The following is a 21,152-nucleotide window of genomic DNA, read 5'->3' as shown; positions in this document are numbered from 1 at the left end:
AACTGACCGACGGTGCCTATGTGAACCTGGGCATCGGCCTGCCGACCCTGGTCGCGGAGACGTCACGGGCGATCTCGTTGGAGTGGATCTCCAGGGTCTTGATCACGCCTTCCGGGTTGATGATGAAGGTGCCGCGCAGGGCCAGGCCTTCTTCTTCAATGTGCACGCCGAAGGCGCGGGTCAGCTTGTGGGTCGGGTCGCCGACCAGCGGGAACTGGGCCTTGCCGACAGCCGGCGAGGTTTCGTGCCACACCTTGTGCGAGAAGTGGGTGTCGGTGGTGACGATGTAGACCTCGGCACCGGCCTTCTTGAACTCGGCGTAGTGCTCGGCGGCGTCTTCAATCTCGGTCGGGCAGTTGAAGGTGAAGGCGGCCGGCATGAAGATCAGGACGGACCACTGGCCCTTCAGGCTGGCATCGGAAACCTTGATGAACTCGCCGTTGTGGTAGGCGTTGGCTTCGAACGACTGGATCTGGGTGTTGATGAGGGACATCGTTTTTCCTCTGGTGAAGGGGAGTGGGTGAATCGACAGGGGCTAGGTTACCGATTCATTGGTAATAAGAACAATGCATTGATTTCATCTGTTTGATAGATGGAGTCTATTGAAGTGCAATGAGCCTGCCGTGAATCAAGCGTTGCCAGCCTGCAAGTAGTCGTATGACAAGGGAAACCATGGCGGAGCATGAAGATGGGCCGATAGCCCCTCCTTATGCCGCCCCGCCGAACCTGAACGAATCACGGCTTTTGTAGAGCCGAGCCCACGCTCGGCTGCCTTCAAAACAGCCGAGCATGGGCCCGGCCCTACAATTGAGGCATGTCCTCCAAAACAGAACCCTCCCTGCGCCAGGCCGTAGCCGACGCCAGTGCCCGCCTCGTCGGCATCGACGCCCGCCACGAGGCCGAACTGCTGCTGCTGCACGTGCTGGACCGCCCGCGCAGCTGGCTGTTCGCCCACGCCACCGATCCGCTGTCGGCCACCGATCTGGCCGCGTTCGAGACACTGCTGGCCCGCCGCGTGGCTGGCGAGCCGGTCGCCTACCTGACTGGCCGTCGCGGCTTCTGGACCCTGGACCTGGAGGTGGCCCCCTCCACCCTCATACCGCGCCCGGAAACCGAACTGCTGGTGGAACTGGCGCTGGAGCGCCTGCCGCCGGACTGCGACCTGCAGGTGGCCGATCTCGGCACCGGCAGTGGTGCGATCGCGCTGGCGCTGGCCAGCGAGCGGCCGCAGGCGCAGGTGCTGGCCACCGATGCCAGCCCGGGTGCGCTGGCCGTGGCAGCGCGCAATGCCGCCCGTCATGAACTGCGCAACGTGCGCTTCGCCGAAGGCGGCCACGACTGGTATGCGCCGCTGCAGGGCCAGCGCTTCGACCTGATTGCCAGCAACCCGCCTTACATCGCCAGCGATGACCCGCACCTGCAGCAGGGCGACCTGCGCTTCGAGCCGGCCACCGCGCTGGCTTCGGGCGCCGATGGGCTGGATGACATCCGCCGCATCATTGCCGACGGCCAGCTGCACCTGCTGCCCGGTGGCTGGCTGCTGATCGAGCACGGCTGGGACCAGGGCGAGGCGATCCGTGCGCTGTTCGAAGCGGCTGGTTTTGCACAGGTGCAGACCGCGCAGGACCTGGAGCAGCGTGACCGCATCACTCTGGGCCAGCGCCCGGCCTAGAATGGTGGTTCTCCTGCCTTGGCAGGGCATCACCCTGGAGCTGCAAGCATGCGTACGCTGTATCCCGCCATCACCCCCTACGACATCGGCACCCTGAAGGTCGACGACCGCCACACGCTGTATTTCGAACAGTGCGGCAACCCGGACGGCAAGCCGGTGGTGATGCTGCATGGCGGTCCGGGCGGCGGCTGCAGCGACAAGATGCGCCAGTTCCACGACCCGTCGAAGTACCGCATCATCCTGTTCGACCAGCGTGGCGCCGGCCGTTCCACCCCGCATGCGGACCTGGTGGACAACACCACCTGGGACCTCGTCGCCGACATCGAGAAGCTGCGCGAGCATCTCAAGGTCGATCGCTGGCAGGTGTTCGGTGGCAGCTGGGGCTCGACCCTGGCCCTGGCTTACGCCGAAACCCATCCGCAGCGCGTGACCGAACTGGTCCTGCGCGGCATCTTCATGCTGCGCCGCTGGGAGCTGGAATGGTTCTACCAGGAAGGTGCCAACCGCCTGTTCCCGGATGCGTGGGAGCATTACCTTGAGCCGATTCCGGTCGTGGAGCGCCACGACCTGATTTCGGCCTTCCATCGCCGCCTGACCAGCGAGGACGAAACCACGCGGCTGGAAGCGGCCAAGGCGTGGGCGGTATGGGAAGGCGCGACCAGCTTCCTGCATGTCGATGACGACTTCATCAACAGCCACGAAGACCCGCATTTCGCGCTGGCCTTCGCCCGCATCGAGAACCACTACTTCGTCAACGGCGGCTTCTTCGAGGTGGAAGACCAGCTGCTGCGCGACGCGCACCGCATCACTGACATTCCCGGCGTGATCGTGCACGGCCGCTACGACGTGGTCTGCCCGCTGGCCAACGCCTGGGACCTGACCAAGGTCTGGCCGAAGGCCAAGCTCGAGATCACCCCGGCCTCGGGCCATTCCGCATTCGAAGCGGAGAACGTGGACGCGCTGGTGCGCGCCACCGATAGTTTTGCCTGAGGCAAAACTATCCACGCATTCCACCTTATCCCCGCGCCTGTCGGCGCGCCACCTTGAACAACAAGGGGGCTCTGCTCCATACCGGGTTCGGTGCACTGATCAGTAGAGCCAGGCCACGCCTGGCTGCTCCTGCCTTGAATCATCCACGCATGGCGTGGATCTACCAGTGCCCGGCCAGCAACGCGTCGGCCAGCACCTGCAGCTTCGGCGAATGCTGCCGCGAGGGCGGGTAGATCAGCGAAAGTTCGCGGCTGCGGCCTTCAACCGGCTGCAGCACGCGCTGCAGGCGGCCATCGGCCAACGCATCGGCCACGGCAAAATCCATCACCTGCACGATGCCGATGCCGGCGATGGCCGCTTCCACCAGCGGGTCACCGCTGTCGAACACCATCCGCGTCGGCGGGGTAACATCGCGCAGTTCGCCCTCCTGCAGGAACTGCCAGTCGACCAACCGCCCGCTGCGCAGGTTGCGTACCGCCAGGCAGGCGTGATCCTGCAGCGCGGCGATGTCCGTCGGCGTGCCACAGCGGGACAGATAGGCCGGGCTGGCCACGGTCACCCAGCGCAGCGGCCGCAATGGTCGTGCAACGATGCGCTGGTCGGCGATGACGCCGGTACGCAGCGCCGCATCGAACCCTTCTTCGACCAGATCCACCAGGCGGTCGCTCAGCACGGCCTCTACCTGCAGTTCGGGATGCCGTTGCAGCAGCGGCCCCAGCAGCGGCACCAGCACCTTGCGCCCGAACATCGACGGCGCACTGATCTTCAGCGTGCCTGACGGCGTGCAGGGGCGGTCGGCGAGCTGGCGCTCGGCATCTTCAAAACCGCACAGCAGCGGCGCCACCTGGTCGACAAACTGGCGCCCATCCGGAGTCAGCGCCACGTTGCGGGTGTTCCGCTGCAGCAACTTCACCCCCAGCGTGGCCTCCAACCGGCCGATCGCGCGCGACAGCCCGGACTGGCTCAGGCCCAGCTGCCCGGCCGCGACGGTGAAGCTGCGCGCTTCGGCCACCTGCACCAGCATCCGCACGGCATTGAGGTCCAACGAGGATCCATTCATGCCGAAAATCATGACAGATATGGTCGGGCGGGGGTTTATTGATGATGCCGCATCAATGAGACTGCGTTCCCCCACCGATCCACCGTTGCCGATGCCCCCTCTCAAGTACCCCCGCTGGGCGTTGACCCTGCTGGCCACCGCCCAGCTGATCATCGCCCTGGACGCGACCATCATCTTTGTGGCCCTGCATGACATGGGCCGTGCGCTGCAGATCAATGCGCAGCAGCTGCAGTGGGTGGTCAGCGCCTACACCGTGGCCTTCGGTGGCAGCCTGCTGCTGGGCGGGCGCGCCGCCGATCTGATCGGGCGCCGCCGCTTCTACCGGCTGGGCATGCTGCTGTTCGCGCTGGCGTCGCTGCTGGGTGCGCTGGCACCGAACGCCGCGCTGCTGATCATCGCGCGCGCCGCGCAGGGCATCGGTGCCGCACTGCTGTTCCCGGCCACGCTGGCACTGATCAACACGCTGTATGCCGAAGGCCCCGTACGCAACCGCGCGTTGGCCATCTGGAGCATGGCCAGCGCGGTCGGCCTGGCCTTGGGCACGTTGCTGGGTGGCGTGTTGACCCAGGCCTTCGGTTGGCCGGCAGTGCTGGCGGTGATCGTGCCGTTGGCCACCGCCTGCGCCGTGACCGCCGGTGCGTGGCTGCCGGCCGATGGCCCGCGTGCGCAGGGACGTTCGTTCGATCTGGCCGGCTGCATCACCGTCACCCTCGGCGGCAGCCTGCTGGTGACCACGCTGGTGCAGGGCCCGGAGTGGGGCTGGACCGCGCCGGCCACGCTGGGCTGCCTGCTGCTGTCGGCGCTGCTGCTGGTGGCATTCGTGCAGATCGAACAGCGCAGCCGCGACCCGCTCATGCAGTTCGCGCTGCTGCGCCTGCCGGGCCTGCGCGCGGCGCTGGGCCTGACCTTCGCGTTCATGAGCAGCTACGGCGTGCAGTACTACTTCATGGCGCTGTATTTCCAGGATGGCTATGGCTGGAGCCCGCTGCAGGCCGGCTTGGCGTTCCTGCCGGCCACGGCGGTGTGCACGCTTGGCATCCAGTTGGCCGAGTGGGCGTTGAAACGCTGGAGTGCGCGCAAGGTGCTGGTGCTCGGTCAACTGGCCGGTGCCGTCGGCATCGCCTGGGTGGCGGCCACTTTGCCGCAGGGTTCGAACTTCTGGCCGCTGCTGCCGGGGGTGGTGGTACTGAGCATCGGCCAGGGCATGACCTGGACCGCGATGTGGATCGTGGCCGGGCAGGGCGTGCCGGCGGCGCAGCAGGGTGTCGCATCTGGCATGGCCGCGACCGCGCAGCAGATCGGCGGTGCGCTTGGGCTGGCGGTGCTGGTGGTGGTGGCCAATGCCGGCGCAGACACGCCAGGCTCGCCCACAGCCTTGGCCGGGCTGGTGCGTGCCGAGTACGGTGCCGCGCTGTTCGCGTTGTTCGGTGTGGTCATCGCGTTGGGCCTGCGCCCGGCACCGGTAGCCTGCGGTTCCCTCGATGGCCAGGCCAACAACGCATGATCGAACTGCTGGACCTGCAACAGACCCTGCACGCGTTCGCTGCCTGCAACGACGACCATGCGGTGTACCAGTCCTTCGGCTGGGTGCATGCCACCGACGGTGACCTGCTGCAGGCGCGCTTCTGGTTGCCACCCGACGAGGAAACCGCCTTCGACGATGACAGTGAGGTGCCGGCCGATGCGCGCGCGCTGGGACTGTCTACCTACCTCGAACCGGCGACCTTCGCCGACGTGCTCGAGGTGCAGAAGCGGCAGCGTCCCCTGTCCAGCCTGGCCGAGTACGCGCAGGCGCTGGTGCATTACCACGAGTACGACGCGTTCCAGGAGGTCGAAGGCATCGACGAGGCGCTGGGTGAGGCGACCGCTGCAGATCAGGCGGCAGCGCGTGATGCCGGTGTTGGCGCAGGCATCTTTGCTTCGTTCGATCTACAGCTGCTGGCCTGCGCGGACGATCAGTTGAAGGCGACCGCACAGCGTGTGGCCCACCTGCACGAGGTGCCGGTGGGTGAAGCGCTGGCACGCTGCCGTGCGTTGCCCCTGCTGCTGGGGCAAGCCCTGGACCGCAACCGCGCGCAGGCCATCAAGGATGAATTCGAAGCCATCGGCGCGACCGTGCAGGTGCAGGGCTTCAAGGCGTTCCCTTGGATGGACGCGCCTACCCTGCGGTAGCGCCGGGCCATGCCCGGCGGCATTCCGTTGCGCCGCGATGCGGCTCGCCGGGCGTGGCCCGACGCTACCGGGCTTCGGTCACCCCGCCGCCAGCAACCCCGGCTGCAACGCGCTGAAAATCCGCGCCAACCGTTCCGCCCAGGCCTGCTGCCCGGCCACATCGGCAATCAGGTCCTGGCGGATCTCCAGTTCCACATGCACCAGGCCACGGCCTTCGCCATGCACCGGCACCGCGTAGTCGCTGGTGCTGCTGACCGAATACGGTTCGTTGTCGCCCACCACCAGATCGCCCTCATCGCGCAGCGCCTGCAGCAGCGCCTGGGCGAAGCGGGTGTCCTGGTGGTACAGCACGCCGGCGTGCCACGGCCGCGGCGTGCCGTTCATCGCCGGGGTGAAGCTGTGCATCATCACCAGCAGGGTGGGGCGGCCGCCATCGCGGCGCGCGTCCAGTTCCGCATCGATGCGCGCATGGTAGGGCACATGGATGGCATCGATGCGCTGCTGCCGCTGCGCCGCCGAAAGCCGGGCATTGCCTGGCACCACCGTATGGTCGCTCACCTCCGGAATCAGCGTGGGCGAGGCCAGCGGCCGGTTGCAGTCGATCAGCAGCCGCGAATAGGTCTGCTCGATGGCCCAGGCATCCAGCAGCCCGGCCAGGGCGCGGGTGGTGCCGGCTATGCCGATGTCCCAGCCGATGTGGCGGTCCAGTTCGGCCTGCGGCAGGCCCAGACCGGCCAGTGCGTGCGGCACCTGCTGGCCGGCATGGTCGGCCAGCAGCATGTAGGGAGAAGCCCCCTGCGCGCGGTGGATGGTGCAGATGGCCGGATCGTCGGCACCAAGCAGGGCCGGCACTGCATGCAGGCCGGCGTCAGCCACGCGGGCGTCCATCCAGGTGGTGCTCGATCATCCACAGGCCGGCCCAGAGCTTGGCGTCCAGCGCGTAGCCTTCGCCCATCTTCTGCACCAGCCAGGCGGCAGCCTGTGCTCGCGGAATCTCATGCACAGTGATGTCTTCGCTGTCATCGCCGCCGCCTTCGCCGATGCGGCGCAGGCCGGTGGCGCGCACGAAGGCGATCTGCTCGCTGCTGGCGCCGGAAGACGTCGGTCCGATCATCAGCACTTCGGCGTGCTCGGCGGTCCAGCCGGTTTCCTCTTCCAGTTCGCGCACGGCCGATGCCTCGATCGACTCGCCCGCCGTGATGTCGCCGACCAGGCCGGCCGGCATCTCGATGGTGGCCGACTGCAGCGGCACGCGGAACTGTTCGACGAACAGGACCCTGTCCTCGGGGGTGACGGCGATGATGATCGCGGCCAGACCGCCGGCGTGGGTGCGTTCGCTGTACTCCCAGGTGCCACGCACCACCATGCGCTGGTACTTGCCTTCATAGACAACGCGTGGGGCTTCGGTGTTTCTCTGGCTCATGCGGGCTCGCTGGAAATGGGGGAAGGGTCGGGCAGGCCGGCAGCGCTGAACAGCCGCCGGCGGGTCATCGGGCCGAAGCGCAGCACCTGGCACAGGCCACCGAGCAGTTCGGGGTCGGCCGCCTGGCGCAGCAGGCCGGCCTGGCAGCCTGCCAGCGGTGCATCCAGCGCAATGGTGGTCAACTGCCGCCACAGCTGCGCATGCTCACGCTGTTCGCGCAGGCGCACGGCCATCTGTGCAGCACCGCGCAGGCGCAGGAAGGGCACTTCATCCAGGCGTTCGTACAACACATCGAGGCTGCCGAAATGGGCCAGCAGCACCGCTGCCGATTTGGCGCCCACGCCGCTCACCCCGGGGATGTTGTCCACCGCATCGCCGCACAGCGCCAGGTAATCGGCGATCTGGTGGGCGTGCACGCCGTGCCGCGCCTTCACCCCGGCCACGTCCCAGCGCTGGTTGCGCGCGTAATCCCACTGTTCGTCGTGGTCCAGCAGCAGCTGCGACAGGTCCTTGTCGGCGGAAATGATCACGCCGCGATGGCTGCGGCGGTGCTGGTGCAGGGCACTGCCGATCAGGTCGTCGGCCTCATAGTCATGGTGCGCCAGCACCACCAGGCCCAGCGACGCGCACAGGGCCTTGCAGTGCACGAACTGGCGCTTCAGTGCTTCCGGGGCCGGGTCGCGGTTGGCCTTGTAGGCCGGGTACAGGCGATGGCGGAAGCCACTGTCCAGCGCCTCGTCGAAGGCGATGGCGATGTGCTGCGGGCGCTCGCGCTCAAGCAGGTCCAGCAGGAAGCGGGCGAACCCGTGCACGGCGTTGGTCGGCCAGCCCTGGCTGTCCTGGAATTCATCCGGCAGCGAATGCCAGGCGCGGAAGACGTAGATGCTGGCGTCGACCAGGTACAGCGGCGGCGGAATCGCCACGGGAATCACCGCGCTCACTGGCCGGTCCAGTCCTGCAGCAGGGCCGCGGCATCGGGGCGCTCGCGTTCAGGTACCTCGGCCTTCGGCGTGCCGATGTGGATGAAGCCGGCGATGCCTTCGCCCTCGGCCAGGCCAAGGTGGGCATGCACTGCCGGATCGAAGGCCATCCACGCGGTCAGCCACTGCGCGCCGAAGCCCAGCGCCTGGGCCGCCTGCAGCAGGGCGAAACAGACGCAACCGGCGGTCATCAGCTGTTCCTGCCCGGGCACCTTCGGGTCCGGGCGCGGGCTGGCCACCACCACGATCACCAGCGGCGCGTGGCTGAAACGCTGGCGGTCCTTCTCCAGGACCGCGTCCCCGGCCTGCGGATCGCGCTGGCGGCTGCGCTCTACCAGGAAGTCGCCCAGAGTGTGACGCGCATCGCCGGCGATCTTCAGGAAGCGGAACGGTACGCGTTTGCCGTGGTCGGGCACGCGTACGGCTGACTGCAGCATGCGCAGCAGGGTAGCCGGGTCCGGGCCGGGCTCGCCCAGCTGCCGCGAGGGCACCGAACGGCGGGCATCGAGGGCGAGCAGGGCAGCGGGGGCAGGCATGGCGTCTGAACCGGTCATCACGGGCTGAAGATTATAGTCGGGGCGGTTGATGGCGCTGTCTGCGTCGTGTTTGCCCTTTCAATAACAAACTGTGATGAACGTCATGCCACTGCCGGGTATCCGGCGCGCGCTTCCACTCGCCTCGCGGGCCCCGCACGGCTTAGGATACCCATCTTGCCGGGCCGCCGGTCGTGAGGTTTGAAGTGAGGACTGTTTCACTGTCCGTGACAGGCTGGCCGGCCTACCATCGACGGACCGGTACATGGGGTGTACCGGCCGTCGCGATGTCCACGATGTCTGCCGTACCAGTGAAGGTGGGGAGCCTTCCCGAATGATGAGCGCGCCCACTCCGATGGGATCGCCGGGTCGTGACCCGGCCCAGCTCCAGCTAGCGCGGGACGCCGTCCTGCCCGCATTGTGCCAGGCGTTTGGCGCGGCACTGGCGCGGTTTGACGACGCCCTGTTCGACCGCGCCGGCAATGCCGGCTCGTCGCAGCTGCTGTTCCTGGATGCCATGCGCGAGCTGCGCCGGCGCCGGGACGAGATCGCGGCGGCGTTCGCCGCCCACCTCGATCAAGCCTGGGCGGCCATGGCCGCTGGGGTGCCGCTGTCCGCCGACGCCACGCTGTCCGGGCCGGCCGAGGAAGGCCTGAGCCTGATTCCCGAGCACGTGCTGGAATCACGGCTGGCGGTGCGCAACTTCGCCACCGTGCTGCTGCGCGATTTCAAGCCGGTGCTGGGCCGCCTGGACCGCCGCCTGGGCTGGCTGGCCGGTGGCATCGAGCTCGATGCCGACCTCGACCCGGTCAGCCCCGAGCACCTGGGCGTGGCCATCCACCACGCCTTCGCCAGCTGCGAACTGGCACCCGAAGTCCATCTGGTGCTGATCAAGCTGTGCGAGCGCGACATGCGCGCACCGGTGGGGCGCATCTACGAGAAGCTGGACGAGCAGCTGGCTGCGGCCGGCGTGATGCCGCAGATGGGCGCCTCGCGGCGACCGCTGGCGACCGCCCCGGCCTCGCATGTTCCGCATGGTCTGGATGATCTGGTCGAGCAGCGTGCAGGATCGGGCTTCGAGACTGATTTCAGCGACGAGGAGCGGGCTGCACCGGCCTGGGCGCAGCGCTTTGCCGCGCGCTGGTCCGAGCGTCGCGGCCACATGCAGCAGCATTTGTCCGGCGAAGAAGGCATTCCCGGTGGCGCGCCCGGCGGCCCCGGCGAAGCCTATGCGGGCCAGCAGGGCATGCTGCTGGAGGCGCTGCACGAACTGCTGCAGCAGACACGGCACGTCCGCGAAGACGCCACCACGGCCGCGCAGGTGGCGGTGGGCCAGCATCGCCCGCTGAGCCAGCGCGAGATGATGTCGGTGCTGTCGCTGCTGCAGGCCACGCCCAGCGCGACCCTGCGTGCAGCCATTGGTGAAGACGGTGAATCGCTGGCGCAGCGGCTGAAGAGTGAAGTGCTGTCCAGCGCCACCCGGCTGGGCGTCGACCCGGGCCAGACCCGGCTGGACCCGCAGGACGAGGATGCGATCGATCTGGTCGGCATGCTGTTCGATGTGATGCTGGACGAGCGCGAACTGGAAGGCCGCTCGCGCGAGCTGATCGGCCGCCTGGTGGTGCCCTTCGTCAAGGTCGCCATGCTCGACCGCCGCATGTTCGTGCAGAAGACCCACCCGGCCCGCAAGCTGCTCAATTCGCTGGCCGAGGCCTGCGAAGGCAATACGGGTGAAAGCCAGGCCGAGCGCATGCTGATGGCCAAGGTCGAGGAGATCATCGAGCGCCTGGTCGCCGAGTTCAACGAGAACCTGGCGATCTTCCTGACCCTGGAAGAAGAATTCCGCGATTTCCTCGTGCAGCATCGCCGCCGGGTGGAAATCGCCGAGCGCCGTGCCGCCGAAACGCAGCGCGGCCAGGAAAAGCTGGAAATGGCCCGCAGCCGCGCCGGCACCGAGCTGGATCGCCGCATCGGCGATGCCACCCTGCCGCCGGCCATCGCCGAGTTCCTGCGCCAGCCCTGGCAGCATCACCTGACCCTGGCGCTGCTGCGCGAGGGCGAAGAGGGCGCGTCAGTGGCCGAGGCCCTGAGCCTGGGCGATGGCCTGCTGGACGAAGTGGCCGAGGCGCGCCGGCAGATCGTCGGCAAGCCCTGGCTTCAGGCTTGGCAGCCAGCGCTGGCCAAGGTGTTTGCCAGTGTCGGCGTGCACGGTGATGCCGCCTCGGCCGCCATCGATGCGCTGCACGGCACCCTGCAGGGCATTGCCGAATCGCGGCCGGAACTGCAGCGCGCGCTGCCGGAACTGCCGCAGGTGGCGCTGCCGGCCGCACCGGTGCCCGAAGCAAGCGCCGTGGAACTGGGCGGCCAGGTCGATACCGATGATTTCGACAACGCCGACGCTGATCGCTTCCGCCGCATGGAAATCGGCAACTGGCTGGACTTCGTCGACAAGGACGGCAAGGTGCAGGCCGGCAAGCTGTCCTGGGTCAGCCCGATCTCCTCGCGCCTGCTGTTCGTCAACCGTCGCGGCGTGCGCTTCTGCGTGGCCTCGCCGGAAGAGCTGGCGGTGATGGTGCGGCTGGGCCGCCTGCGTGCCCACGTCGACGATGGTGCCTTCGACAGCGCCATGCAGGGCGTGATCGATCGCCTGGACCCAAGCAGCGCCACCCTGCACTGAGGCGTGGCCGCCTGCTAGGATCGGGAACACTCACCGATCAGCGGGGACCTGCATGGCCGTGGCGTTGCTGGGGATGAAGGAGACTGCGCCGGGCGAACGGCGCGTGGCACTGACGCCGGAAACGGCGCGCAAGCTCGGGGCGCTGGGCATCACCGTCTGGTATGAAGCCGGTGCCGGCCTGGCCGCTGGTTTCCCGGATGCCGCCTACGACGCCGCCGGAGCGCGGGCCTTCGACGCCGGCCGCTGGAACGAGATCGACCTCCTGCTGTGCGTACAGGCACCACCGGCAGCCGTGTTGGCCCGGCTCACGCCGGGTGCCAGCGTGGTCGGCCTGCTCAGCCCGGCCAGTGATCCGTCGCTGGCCGCACTGGCCGGCGATGACCGCCTGTTGCTGTTCCCGCTGCAGCAATTGCCGCGTACCACGCGTGCGCAGGCCATGGACGTACTGAGCTCGCAGGCCGGCATGGCCGGCTACAAGGCCGCGCTGATCGCCGCCGAGCGCGCGCCACGCTTCTTCCCGATGCTGACCACCGCCGCTGGGACCGTGCGCCCGGCCAAGGTGCTGGTCATCGGTGCAGGCGTGGCCGGCCTGCAGGCCATCGCCACCGTGCGCCGGCTGGGGGCCCAGGTGGAAGGCTTCGATGTGCGGCCGGAAACCCGCGAGCAGATCCAGTCGCTGGGCGCGCGCTTCCTTGATCTGGGCGTGAGCGCGGCGGGCGAGGGCGGCTATGCGCGCGCGCTGACCGACGAAGAACGCGCCGAGCAGCAGCGCCGCCTGGCCGACCACCTGCGCGGCGTGGACGTGGTGATCTGCACGGCGGCGGTGCCGGGGCGGCCCGCGCCGACGATCGTCACGGCGGCGATGGTCGAAGGCATGGCCGTGGGCAGCGTGATCGTCGACCTGGCCGCCGAGAGTGGCGGCAACTGTGCGCTGACCCAGCCGGGCCAGTGCATCGACCACCAGGGCGTGACCATCGAGGGGCCGCTGAACCTGGCCAGCCGCGGTGCCACCCAGGCCAGCGAGATGTACGCGCGCAACCTGCTGAACTTCGTGGCCCTGTTCGTGCGCGAGGGCCAGCTCAGCTTCGACTGGGAAGACGAACTGCTGGCAAAGACGCGCTGGCAGGCGTGATCCGGTAGCGCCGGCAATGCCCGGCGGATTTGCCGCGTGCCGCTGCGCTCGCCGGGCACGGCCCGGCGCTACCATTTACCGCGGCTTCGCCGGCGGCGGGTTGTCGCGCACCCATTGTTTGCGCTGTTCCGGGGTCATGTCCGCCCAGCGCTCGCGCAGCGCATCACGCTGGGCCGGGCTGAGCGTGCGCATCTGCCCGAACAGCGCGCGGGCCTGCTCACGCTGTTCCGGGCTCATATGCTCGAAGCGGCGCAGCCCGCGGCGGGCCTTGTCGCGCTCTTCCGGACTCATCGACTGCCAGCGCTGGCCATGCGAAAGCATGCGCTGGCGCTGGCCGGCATCGGCGCCGTTCCAGCGGTCACGCAGGGGGGCCAGCAGCGCTTCGCGCTGGCTCGGCGTCAGCTGTTCCCAGTTCGGCAACGCGGCGTTCGTGGCTGGGGTGGGGGCGGGCACCGCCGCCTGTGCCAGCAGCGGCGCGGCCGGCAGCAGGGTCAGGGCGATCAGCAGGGGCAGGGCGATCAGCAGGGGCAGGGTTGGACGTCGCACGGTTCTCACTCCATCGCCAGGTCGGTGTCGCCCAGCCACAGGTACATATCAGGATTCTCGTCGTACAGCGCGCTGTTGTCTTCCAGCGCGGCCACCGTCGGTGCCGGGGCCGGGCCGGAATGCGTACCCAGGCCAGTGAACTGCACGCCAAGGCCAAGCACCATCACCAGCGAACAGGCACTGGCCAGCCACCAGCGCCAGCGGCCGCGGTGCGCGGCCTGGGCACCCTGACGGGCCTGGCGCAGCCGCATCAGCGTGGCCGGCGACAGCGACTGCAGTGACTGCGCGTGCAGGCTGCGCAGGGCGGCATCGGAAGGCAGGGAGCGGTTCACGGGTGATTCTCCAGGTAATCCTGCAGCGCCTGCCGGGCGCGTGCCAGATGGGTTTTTACCGCGCCTTCGCTGCACCCCATGGCGCGGGCGGTGGTGGCCCCGTCCAGGTCCTGCAGCACGCGCAGGGTGAAGGCTTCGCGCTGGCGGGCGGGCAGGGTGCGCAGCGCCTGTACCAGCTGCTGGTACTGCTGGCGCTGCTCATGCGCCTGTGCCGGGTCCGGGCCGGGGTCGGCCCAGTCGATGTCGGCACCGTCGGCATCGTGGTTGTCGCGCCAGAACGGCAGACGGAAGCGGCGTCGGCGCTGCAGGTCGATCACCCGCCGGCGCAGGATGCTCCAGAACAATGGAGCCCATTCGGCGGCGGGCTTGTCGGCGTAGTCCAGCATGCGCAGCAGGGCGTCCTGCACCGCATCCAGCGCATCCTCGCGCTGGCGCAGGCCAGCCTCGGCGAAGCGGAAGGCGCGCGGGCCGACGCTGGCCAGGAACGCTTCCAGCGACGCCGGCAGGGCGTCGGCATCGGCGGTCGGGGGGACAGGGCTGCTCACCAGCACAGGGTACGGTTCCTCGCTCGGGGTCACCATCGACAACGCGTGAGCGCGCGTTCGGTTGACAGGCACGCGCGCCGGGTTCAGCCCGTGGTTATGATGGGCCGACAAAGACAGAGCGGGAGGCGTTGCTGATGAGTGACGGGTTCGTAGCGCTGTACATCTTCATGCTGGCGGCCATCGCCGGCCACGTGATCATTTCGCGGGTGCCGGTCATCCTGCATACCCCGCTGATGTCGGGTTCCAACTTCATCCACGGCATCGTGCTGATCGGCGCCATGGTGGTGCTGGGCCATGCGCAGACACCGTTGGAGAAGGCGCTGGGCTTCCTGGCCGTGGTGCTCGGTGCCGGCAATGCCGCCGGTGGCTACGTGGTCACCGCGCGCATGCTGGACATGTTCAAGCCGAGCGCGCCGAAGGCGGGCAAGGACGCACCGCAGGAGCCGCAGGCGTGAACGTCAGCACCGTCGAACTGCTCGACTGGCTGGTGAAGGCCAGCTACCTGGTCGCCGCCACCCTGTTCCTGCTGGGCCTGCAGCGCATGGCCTCGCCGCTGACCGCGCGCAGCGGCATCCGCTGGGCCGGGCTGGGCATGCTGCTGGCCACTGTGGCCACCTTCTTCCTGCCCGAACTGCACAACGTTCCGCTCATCCTGGTGGCACTGCTGCTGGGTGCCGGCCTGGCCTGGTGGTCGGCCGGCAAGGTCGCCATCACCGACATGCCGCAGATGGTGGCGCTCTACAACGGCATGGGCGGTGGCTCGGCTGCGGCCATTGGCGCGGTGGAACTGCTGCGTTATGCCTTCCTGGCCAACCGCGATACCAGCCACTGGAGCGCACAGGCGCTGGCCGATTTGGCCGCGCGCCAGCCCTCGGCCACCATGCTGCTGCTGGCAGTGGTCGGCGCGGCCATCGGCGCGGTATCGCTGTCTGGTTCGGTCATTGCCTGGGCCAAGCTTGATGGGCGGCTGGACAAGCGCGTCACCTGGCCCGGCCAGCAGGTGCTTAACCTGCTGGTGGCGCTGGCCGTGGTGGTGCTGGCGATCATCGCCGCCAGCACCCTCAGCACCTGGTCCATCGTCGCCTTCTTCGTGCTGGCGCTGGCGCTGGGCGTACTGATGACCCTGCCCATCGGCGGTGCCGACATGCCGGTGGTGATCTCGCTGTACAACGCGTTCACCGGCCTGGCGGTTTCGTTCGAGGGCTACGTGCTGGGCAATGAGGCACTGATCATCGCCGGCATGATGGTCGGTGCAGCCGGCATTCTGCTGACCCGGTTGATGGCCAAGGCGATGAACCGGCCGATCAGCAACGTGCTGTTCTCCAACTTCGGCGGCGGTGCCGGCGGTGAGGCGCAGGCGATCACCGGCTCGCAGAAGCCCATCGAAGCGGCAGACGTGGCGGCGATGATGGCCTTTGCCGAACGCGTGGTGATCGTGCCGGGCTACGGCATGGCCGTGGCCCAGGCCCAGCACAAGATCTGGGAACTGGCGCAGCGGCTGGGCCAGCGCGGAGTCAAGGTGAAGTTCGCCATCCACCCGGTGGCCGGGCGCATGCCCGGGCACATGAACGTGCTGCTGGCCGAAGCGGGCGTGCCCTACGACCTGATCGCCGACATGGACGACATCAATCCCGAATTCGCCAACACCGACGTGGTGCTGGTGATCGGTGCCAACGACGTGGTCAACCCGGTGGCGCGCACCGACCCGGCCAGCCCGATCTACGGCATGCCGGTGCTGGATGTGGTCAACGCCCGCAATGTGGTGGTGATCAAGCGTGGCAAGGGTACCGGCTTTGCCGGCATCGAAAACGCGCTGTTCTACGCCGACAACACCCGCATGCTGTACGGCGACGGTGCCGAAGCCGCCGCGTCGCTGGTGAGCGAACTGAAGGCGCTGGACGGCGGGCATTGAAAGCCGGGTCGGATCCCTTTCCGCAGGAAAGGGCTCTGACCCCACATCCACGCATGGCGTGGATCTACCCGGAGGACCGGGCGCTGCCCCCGCATCCACGCATTCCCGGTAGCGCCGGGCCATGCCCGGCGGATGGCTGCGTGGGCCGCTGCGCTTGCCGGGCATGGGCCGGCGCTACCGCCACGTGATCAACGCGCCAGCCAGGCGCCCACGACCACGGCCACGGCCAGCCAGATCCACTCCATCGCGCCATTGGCCAGGTTGGTGAGGGTCCAGGCCAGGTGCGGGCCCATCCGCAGGGCGGCGTCCACCGGGCTCAGGCCGATCGAGCCGCCCATCCAGGCGCTGGCGATGCACCAGTAGGCGGCCAGCGAGACCAGCAGGGTGCCCAGTACCACCAGCGCCACGCGCAGGCGGCCCGGGCCCAGCGTGCCCAGCCGCAGCATGAAGGTCAGTTCCAGAGCGGTCAGCACCGCCATCCAGCCGACCTGGCGGCCGGTCATCAGTGCCAACAGCACCCAGAGCATGGGAGCGACAACCAGGCCCAGCAGCAACATGAAGGGCCAAAGCCAGGTGACGGTCCTGGCACGCGCGGCATTGGAGGACATCGAAGCTTCCTGAAGGACGCCCACAGGATACTGTGGTTTGCCGCAGTGCACCGGCGGGGGCAGGGCGGCTGGGCTAGAATGCCGTCTTGCGTGGCTTCGGCCGCGGCCCCATATCGGTCCCCATGTATTCCCGTAGCAGCGAACCTGTCCACTTCGAGCGCGATTGCGAGGCCGTGATGGTCCCGCAGGGCGACACCGTCACCCTGCCTGCCGGCAGCTATGGCTACATCACCCAGGCACTGGGCGGCAGCTATTCGGTGTTTGTCGAAGGCAACCTGTTCCGCATCGCCGGCAAGGACGGCGACGCCATTGGCAAGGAGGCCCCGGCACCGCTGGAGCTGCCGGCCGATGCCACCGATGAGCAGGTGGAACAGCTGGTGTGGCAGCAGCTGCGTACCTGCTTCGACCCGGAAATTCCGGTGAACATCGTCGAACTGGGCCTGGTCTACGAAGTCGAGATCAAGCACCTGGACGAGGGCCAGCGCGAGATCGACGTGAAAATGACCCTGACCGCGCCCGCCTGCGGCATGGGTGACATCCTGGTCGACGACGTCCGCAGCAAGCTCGAGATGGTCCCGACCGTGGCCCAGGCCGATGTCGAACTGGTGTTCGACCCGCCGTGGAACCAGCACATGATGTCCGAGGCCGCCCGGCTCGAAACCGGCATGCTTTGACCCACGGCCCGCTGCACGGCGGGCCCGGCACTACCCGCAACCAGAACAGGAATCCTCCGGTGTCCCAGTCCATTCCCAGCTTCGCCGTCACCCGTTCGGACCACCCGCGCAGCGCTGAAGAGCGCGCCCAGATCCTGGAGAAGCCCGGCTTCGGCCTGCACTTCACCGATCACATGGTGGAAGTGCGCTGGGACAAGGATGCCGGCTGGCACAACGCCAACGTGCGTGCCTACGGCCCGCTGCAGCTGGACCCGGCCGCGGCCGTGCTGCATTACGGCCAGGAAATCTTCGAAGGCATCAAGGCCTATCGCCATGCCGACGGCTCGATCTGGACCTTCCGCCCCGACGCCAACGGCCGCCGCCTGCAGCGTTCGGCACAGCGCCTGGCGCTGCCGGAACTGCCGGTGGAGATCTTCGTCGAATCGCTCAAGCAGCTGATCGCCCTGGACAGCGCCTGGGTGCCGTCGGCCGATGAGTCCAGCCTGTACTTCCGCCCGTTCATGATCGGCGACGAAGCCTTCCTCGGCGTGCGCGGCGCGCACAAGGCCGGCTACTACGTCATCGCCAGCCCGGCCGGCCCGTACTTCGCCAAGGGCGTCGCCCCGGTGTCGATCTGGCTGTCCACCGAATACGCGCGTGCCGCCAAGGGCGGCACCGGCGCGGCCAAGTGCGGTGGCAACTATGCCGCTTCGCTGCTGCCGCAGCAGAAGGCCCAGGCACAGGGCTGCTCGCAGGTGCTGTTCCTGGACCCGGTCGAAGGCAAGTACCTGGAAGAACTGGGCGGCATGAATGTCTTCCTGGTCTACAAGGATGGCACCCTGGTCACCCCGGAACTGTCCGGCAGCATCCTCGAGGGCATCACCCGCGAGAGCATCCTGCAGCTGGCCCGCGACCGCGGCATGAAGGTGGAAGAGCGCAAGGTCACCATCGACGAATGGAAGAACGGCGTCGCCTCCGGTGACATCGCCGAGGTGTTCGCCTGCGGTACGGCGGCGGTGGTCACCCCGATCGGCCAGCTCAAGGGCGAGGGCTTCTCGGTGGGTGACATCAACGCCCCGGCCGGCGAAGTGACGATGTCGCTGCGCAAGGAACTGACCGACATCCAGTACGGCCGCCTGCCGGACCGCCACAACTGGCTGGTCAAGCTGGGCTGATCGCCCGCTCTGGACTGTAGAGCCGAGCCCACGCTCGGCTGCTCTGCTCTCCCGGAAAGCCCGTCCTCGTGACGGGCTTTCTGCGTTGTAGCCGCCTGCCGCCGGGCACGGCCCGATGCCACCGTGTCGGTTCCCGACGTTAAAGCTGCCGATGTCGGCAAAGACAAGCCAGGACAAGAAAAGTCCTGTTCATGTCTGTGCAGGCGAAGTGAAATTGCCTTCACCTTCACAAACCCTGCACACGCCACGTCTCAGAACGGACATTTCATGTCGCTGAAAGGACGCTGAAAATCTTGTGAAGTCCGTTTCGGGCCATTAGCGTCAACAGCACGGCGGATCGCAGGGGAATCCGCTGACTGACCGGACCTCGAGCAATGCGTGCACACATCCACCGCGCGCTCGGGCCGGTGCTTCTGCCGATTCCGGCATTCACACCACTAGAAAGGGAAATTCCGATGTCCCAGGTTTCGCAACTGCGTCTGCGCAAGTCGTGGGTGGTTCTCAGTGCATCCGTCGTCACCTCCCTGCTGCTGGCCGCTCCGGCCTTTGCTGGCGATGTCCAGCTCAGCGGGTTGAAGTCCGCGCCGCTGCACCAGCAGTTCATCGTCAAGTACAAGGACGGCAGCCAGGCCGTGGCCAACACCACCGTGCTGGCCTCGTCGCTGAAGACGGCCGCTGCGGGTCTCTCCAGCACTCAGGGCCGCGCCCTCGGCCTGCAGCAGGTCCGCCGCCTGGCAACCGGCCCGAGCGTGGTCCGCTCCGACCGTGCACTGGACCAGGCCGAATCCGAACTGCTGATGCGCAAGCTCGCGGCCGATCCCAATGTCGAGTACGTGGAAGTCGACCAGATCATGCGCGCCAACCTGGTGCCCAACGATCCGCGCCTGAGTGAACAGTGGGGCTTCGGCACGTCCAACGCGTCGATCAACGTGCGCCCTGCGTGGGACCAGTCCACCGGCACCGGTGTGGTCGTGGCGGTCATCGATACCGGCATCACCAGCCACCCGGATCTGAACGCCAACATCCTGCCCGGCTATGACTTCATCAGCGATGCCTCGATGGCGCGCGATGGGGGCGGCCGCGACAACAACCCCAACGATGAAGGCGACTGGTACGCCGCCAACGAATGCGGCGCTGGCTACCCGGCGTCCAACTCCAGCTGGCACGGCACCCACGTGGCCGGCACCATCGCCGCGGTGACCAACAACAGCACCGGCGTGGCCGGTACCGCCTACAACGCCAAGGTCGTGCCGGTGCGCGTGCTCGGCAAGTGCGGTGGCTACACCTCCGATATCGTCGATGCCATCACCTGGGCGTCGGGCGGCTCGGTCAGCGGCGTGCCGGCCAATCCGAATCCGGCGGAAGTCATCAACATGTCGCTGGGCGGCAGCGGCACCTGTTCAACCACCTACCAGAACGCCATCAACGGCGCCGTCGGTCGCGGTACCACCGTGGTGGTCGCCGCCGGCAACGAGTCGGCCAATGTCTCCACCTCGGTCCCGGCCAACTGCGCGAATGTCGTGGCCGTCGCTGCGACCACCTCGGCCGGCGCCAAGGCCAGCTTCTCCAACTACGGTACCGGCATCGATGTGTCGGCCCCGGGCCAGAGCATCCTCTCCACGCTCAACACCGGTACCACGGTTCCGGCCAGCGCCACGTACGCCTCCTACAACGGCACCTCGATGGCGGCCCCGCACGTGGCCGGCGTGGTGGCGCTGATGCAGTCGGTGGCCCCCTCGCCGCTGAGTCCGGCGCAGGTGGAAAGCATCCTCAAGAGCACGGCACGCGCACTGCCGGGCGCCTGCTCGGGCGGCTGCGGCGCGGGCATCGTCGATGCCAATGCGGCGGTCACTGCCGCCAAGAACGGCACCGGCGGCGGCACCAACCCGAATCCGGGTGGCACCGTGCTGCAGAACAACGTGCCGGTGACCGGCCTGGGCGCTGCCAGCGGTGCCTCGCTCAGCTACACGGTGCAGGTGCCGGCCGGCCGTTCGCAGCTGCGCGTGGCGATCAGTGGCGGCTCCGGTGATGCCGACCTCTACGTCCGCCAGGGCAGTGCCCCGACCGACACCAGCTACACCTGCCGCCCGTACCTGAGCGGCAACAACGAAACCTGCACCATCAACAGCCCTGCGGCAGGCACCTGGCATGTCCGGGTGAAGGGGTACAGCACCTTCTCGGGCGTGACCCTCAACGCCCAGTACTGAGCCCACGTCCCCTCTCCAAGGGCACGCCCCGGCTTCGGCCGGGGCGTTTTTTCCGGGGCGGGACTTAAACCGGTTCGAAGCGGTTCGCCGCCACGTTCTTGCGCACATGCTGCGGGTCGAAGATGCGGCCGTTCATGGCGATGTACACGCCGGTCGGCAGCGACTGCACCGCACCGATCGCGCAGCCGATGTTGAACTCCGCATCCGAACCGCGGAAGCGCGCCGGGCTCAGCGCGCCGGTCATCACGATGGTCTTGTCCGGAATCGTCGCCAGCACCTGGCCGGTCTGCACCATCGAGTCGGTGCCATGGGTCACCAGCACGTGCCGGGTCGCCTGCGCGGCGATGGTCGCGCGGATCAGCTCGCGGTCGTCATCGTTGATGTGCAGCGAATCCTTGCGCAGGATCGGGATCACATTGAAGCGGAAGGTCACCCCCAGCTCGCGCAGGATCATGCCGATCTGCGGATCACCGATCTGGTAGTCCGACTTGTCGTCGAAGTAGATCTTGTCGATCGTGCCACCGGTGGTGACGAC

The 21,152-nt window shown here is 68.0% G+C and carries 21 protein-coding genes and 1 pseudogene; 11 read left to right on the top strand and 11 right to left on the bottom strand.

Annotation, left to right across the window (positions count from 1 at the left end; all coding sequences use genetic code 11):
* Window positions 1–49: 49 nt before the first annotated feature.
* Window positions 50–493, bottom strand: a pseudogene (locus tag ACQKDV_RS10865) (redoxin domain-containing protein); the annotation flags it as partial.
* Window positions 494–814: 321 nt separating this feature from the next.
* Between ACQKDV_RS10865 and prmC the strand changes: the two are divergent.
* Entirely contained in the window at window positions 815–1,672 is an 858-nt protein-coding gene (gene prmC, locus ACQKDV_RS10860) for a peptide chain release factor N(5)-glutamine methyltransferase (protein WP_427783756.1), read from the top strand.
* 48 nt (window positions 1,673–1,720) lie between these two features.
* Complete coding sequence (gene pip, locus ACQKDV_RS10855) at window positions 1,721–2,662, top strand: prolyl aminopeptidase (RefSeq protein ID WP_427783755.1); 942 nt, start codon at window positions 1,721–1,723, stop codon at window positions 2,660–2,662.
* A gap of 160 nt (window positions 2,663–2,822) precedes the next feature.
* On the opposite strand, the gene ACQKDV_RS10850 is transcribed toward pip, so the two are convergent.
* On the bottom strand, window positions 2,823–3,722 hold the full coding sequence (locus ACQKDV_RS10850; RefSeq protein ID WP_427783754.1) for a LysR family transcriptional regulator: 900 nt from the start codon (window positions 3,720–3,722) through the stop codon (window positions 2,823–2,825).
* Window positions 3,723–3,813: 91 nt separating this feature from the next.
* Between ACQKDV_RS10850 and ACQKDV_RS10845 the strand changes: the two genes are divergently transcribed.
* Window positions 3,814–5,226, top strand: coding sequence for an MFS transporter (locus ACQKDV_RS10845; RefSeq protein WP_427783753.1), 1,413 nt, complete (start codon window positions 3,814–3,816; stop codon window positions 5,224–5,226).
* On the top strand, window positions 5,223–5,894 hold the full coding sequence (locus tag ACQKDV_RS10840) for a DUF7716 domain-containing protein (protein WP_427783752.1): 672 nt from the start codon (window positions 5,223–5,225) through the stop codon (window positions 5,892–5,894). The genes ACQKDV_RS10845 and ACQKDV_RS10840 overlap by 4 nt, the downstream gene beginning before the upstream one ends.
* A 78-nt stretch (window positions 5,895–5,972) precedes the next feature.
* On the opposite strand, the gene ACQKDV_RS10835 is transcribed toward ACQKDV_RS10840, so the two are convergent.
* From ACQKDV_RS10835 to ACQKDV_RS10820, 4 genes are read right to left on the bottom strand one after another with little or no spacing between them, the layout of a single operon-like run.
* Complete coding sequence (locus tag ACQKDV_RS10835; RefSeq protein WP_427783751.1) at window positions 5,973–6,770, bottom strand: N-formylglutamate amidohydrolase; 798 nt, start codon at window positions 6,768–6,770, stop codon at window positions 5,973–5,975.
* The gene (locus tag ACQKDV_RS10830) at window positions 6,763–7,317 is read right to left on the bottom strand and encodes an NUDIX hydrolase (protein ID WP_427783750.1); all 555 of its coding nucleotides are present in this window, start codon (window positions 7,315–7,317) and stop codon (window positions 6,763–6,765) included. Before ACQKDV_RS10830 ends, ACQKDV_RS10835 begins: the two co-directional genes overlap by 8 nt.
* On the bottom strand, window positions 7,314–8,258 hold the full coding sequence (locus ACQKDV_RS10825) for a 5'-3' exonuclease (protein WP_427783749.1): 945 nt from the start codon (window positions 8,256–8,258) through the stop codon (window positions 7,314–7,316). Before ACQKDV_RS10825 ends, ACQKDV_RS10830 begins: the two co-directional genes overlap by 4 nt.
* The gene (locus tag ACQKDV_RS10820; protein ID WP_427783748.1) at window positions 8,255–8,833 is read right to left on the bottom strand and encodes a nitroreductase family protein; all 579 of its coding nucleotides are present in this window, start codon (window positions 8,831–8,833) and stop codon (window positions 8,255–8,257) included. The genes ACQKDV_RS10825 and ACQKDV_RS10820 overlap by 4 nt, the downstream gene beginning before the upstream one ends.
* Before the next feature lie 331 nt (window positions 8,834–9,164).
* Here ACQKDV_RS10820 and ACQKDV_RS10815 point away from each other — a divergent pair, with 331 nt between their 5' ends.
* Window positions 9,165–11,507: a DUF1631 domain-containing protein gene (locus ACQKDV_RS10815; protein ID WP_427783747.1), complete on the top strand. Its 2,343-nt coding sequence runs from the start codon at window positions 9,165–9,167 to the stop codon at window positions 11,505–11,507.
* A 52-nt stretch (window positions 11,508–11,559) separates the two neighbouring features.
* The gene (locus ACQKDV_RS10810; RefSeq protein ID WP_427783746.1) at window positions 11,560–12,639 is read left to right on the top strand and encodes an NAD(P) transhydrogenase subunit alpha; all 1,080 of its coding nucleotides are present in this window, start codon (window positions 11,560–11,562) and stop codon (window positions 12,637–12,639) included.
* A 75-nt stretch (window positions 12,640–12,714) separates the two neighbouring features.
* Here ACQKDV_RS10810 and ACQKDV_RS10805 read toward each other — a convergent pair whose 3' ends face one another.
* The 3 genes from ACQKDV_RS10805 to ACQKDV_RS10795 are packed head-to-tail and all read right to left on the bottom strand — an operon-like array spanning window position 12,715 to window position 14,098.
* Window positions 12,715–13,170 (bottom strand): DUF3106 domain-containing protein, encoded by a 456-nt coding sequence (locus tag ACQKDV_RS10805; protein WP_427783758.1) that lies wholly within the window; start codon window positions 13,168–13,170, stop codon window positions 12,715–12,717.
* A 20-nt stretch (window positions 13,171–13,190) separates the two neighbouring features.
* Window positions 13,191–13,517, bottom strand: coding sequence for a hypothetical protein (locus ACQKDV_RS10800; protein ID WP_427783745.1), 327 nt, complete (start codon window positions 13,515–13,517; stop codon window positions 13,191–13,193).
* Entirely contained in the window at window positions 13,514–14,098 is a 585-nt protein-coding gene (locus ACQKDV_RS10795; protein ID WP_427783757.1) for an RNA polymerase sigma factor, read from the bottom strand. Before ACQKDV_RS10795 ends, ACQKDV_RS10800 begins: the two co-directional genes overlap by 4 nt.
* A 98-nt stretch (window positions 14,099–14,196) precedes the next feature.
* Between ACQKDV_RS10795 and ACQKDV_RS10790 the strand changes: the two genes are divergently transcribed.
* Together ACQKDV_RS10790 and ACQKDV_RS10785 are read left to right on the top strand one after the other, a co-directional pair.
* Entirely contained in the window at window positions 14,197–14,517 is a 321-nt protein-coding gene (locus tag ACQKDV_RS10790; protein WP_427783744.1) for an NAD(P) transhydrogenase subunit alpha, read from the top strand.
* A complete protein-coding gene (locus ACQKDV_RS10785) occupies window positions 14,514–15,974 on the top strand; it encodes an NAD(P)(+) transhydrogenase (Re/Si-specific) subunit beta (protein ID WP_427783743.1) in 1,461 nt (486 codons plus the stop codon). The genes ACQKDV_RS10790 and ACQKDV_RS10785 overlap by 4 nt, the downstream gene beginning before the upstream one ends.
* A 188-nt stretch (window positions 15,975–16,162) precedes the next feature.
* Here ACQKDV_RS10785 and ACQKDV_RS10780 read toward each other — a convergent pair whose 3' ends face one another.
* Window positions 16,163–16,582, bottom strand: a complete 420-nt coding sequence (locus ACQKDV_RS10780; RefSeq protein ID WP_427783742.1) for a hypothetical protein — start codon at window positions 16,580–16,582, stop codon at window positions 16,163–16,165.
* A gap of 122 nt (window positions 16,583–16,704) precedes the next feature.
* On the opposite strand from ACQKDV_RS10780, the gene sufT reads away from it, so the two are divergent.
* From sufT to ACQKDV_RS10765, 3 genes are all read left to right on the top strand, one after another.
* Complete coding sequence (sufT, locus tag ACQKDV_RS10775) at window positions 16,705–17,256, top strand: putative Fe-S cluster assembly protein SufT (RefSeq protein ID WP_427783741.1); 552 nt, start codon at window positions 16,705–16,707, stop codon at window positions 17,254–17,256.
* Window positions 17,257–17,315: 59 nt separating this feature from the next.
* Window positions 17,316–18,410, top strand: a complete 1,095-nt coding sequence (locus ACQKDV_RS10770; RefSeq protein ID WP_313439861.1) for a branched-chain amino acid aminotransferase — start codon at window positions 17,316–17,318, stop codon at window positions 18,408–18,410.
* Between the two features lie 455 nt (window positions 18,411–18,865).
* Window positions 18,866–20,617: a S8 family peptidase gene (locus tag ACQKDV_RS10765; RefSeq protein ID WP_427783740.1), complete on the top strand. Its 1,752-nt coding sequence runs from the start codon at window positions 18,866–18,868 to the stop codon at window positions 20,615–20,617.
* A 64-nt stretch (window positions 20,618–20,681) separates the two neighbouring features.
* Here the strand turns inward: ACQKDV_RS10765 and ACQKDV_RS10760 are convergent.
* On the bottom strand, window positions 20,682–21,152 hold a 471-nt coding region (locus tag ACQKDV_RS10760), incomplete at its 5' end, for an asparaginase domain-containing protein (RefSeq protein WP_427783739.1).

The organism is Stenotrophomonas sp. NPDC077659, assembly GCF_050268705.1.
Classification (GTDB): domain Bacteria; phylum Pseudomonadota; class Gammaproteobacteria; order Xanthomonadales; family Xanthomonadaceae; genus Stenotrophomonas.
Note: the sequence above shows the minus strand (reverse complement) of the source record. Positions and strands in the feature narration are given on the sequence as shown.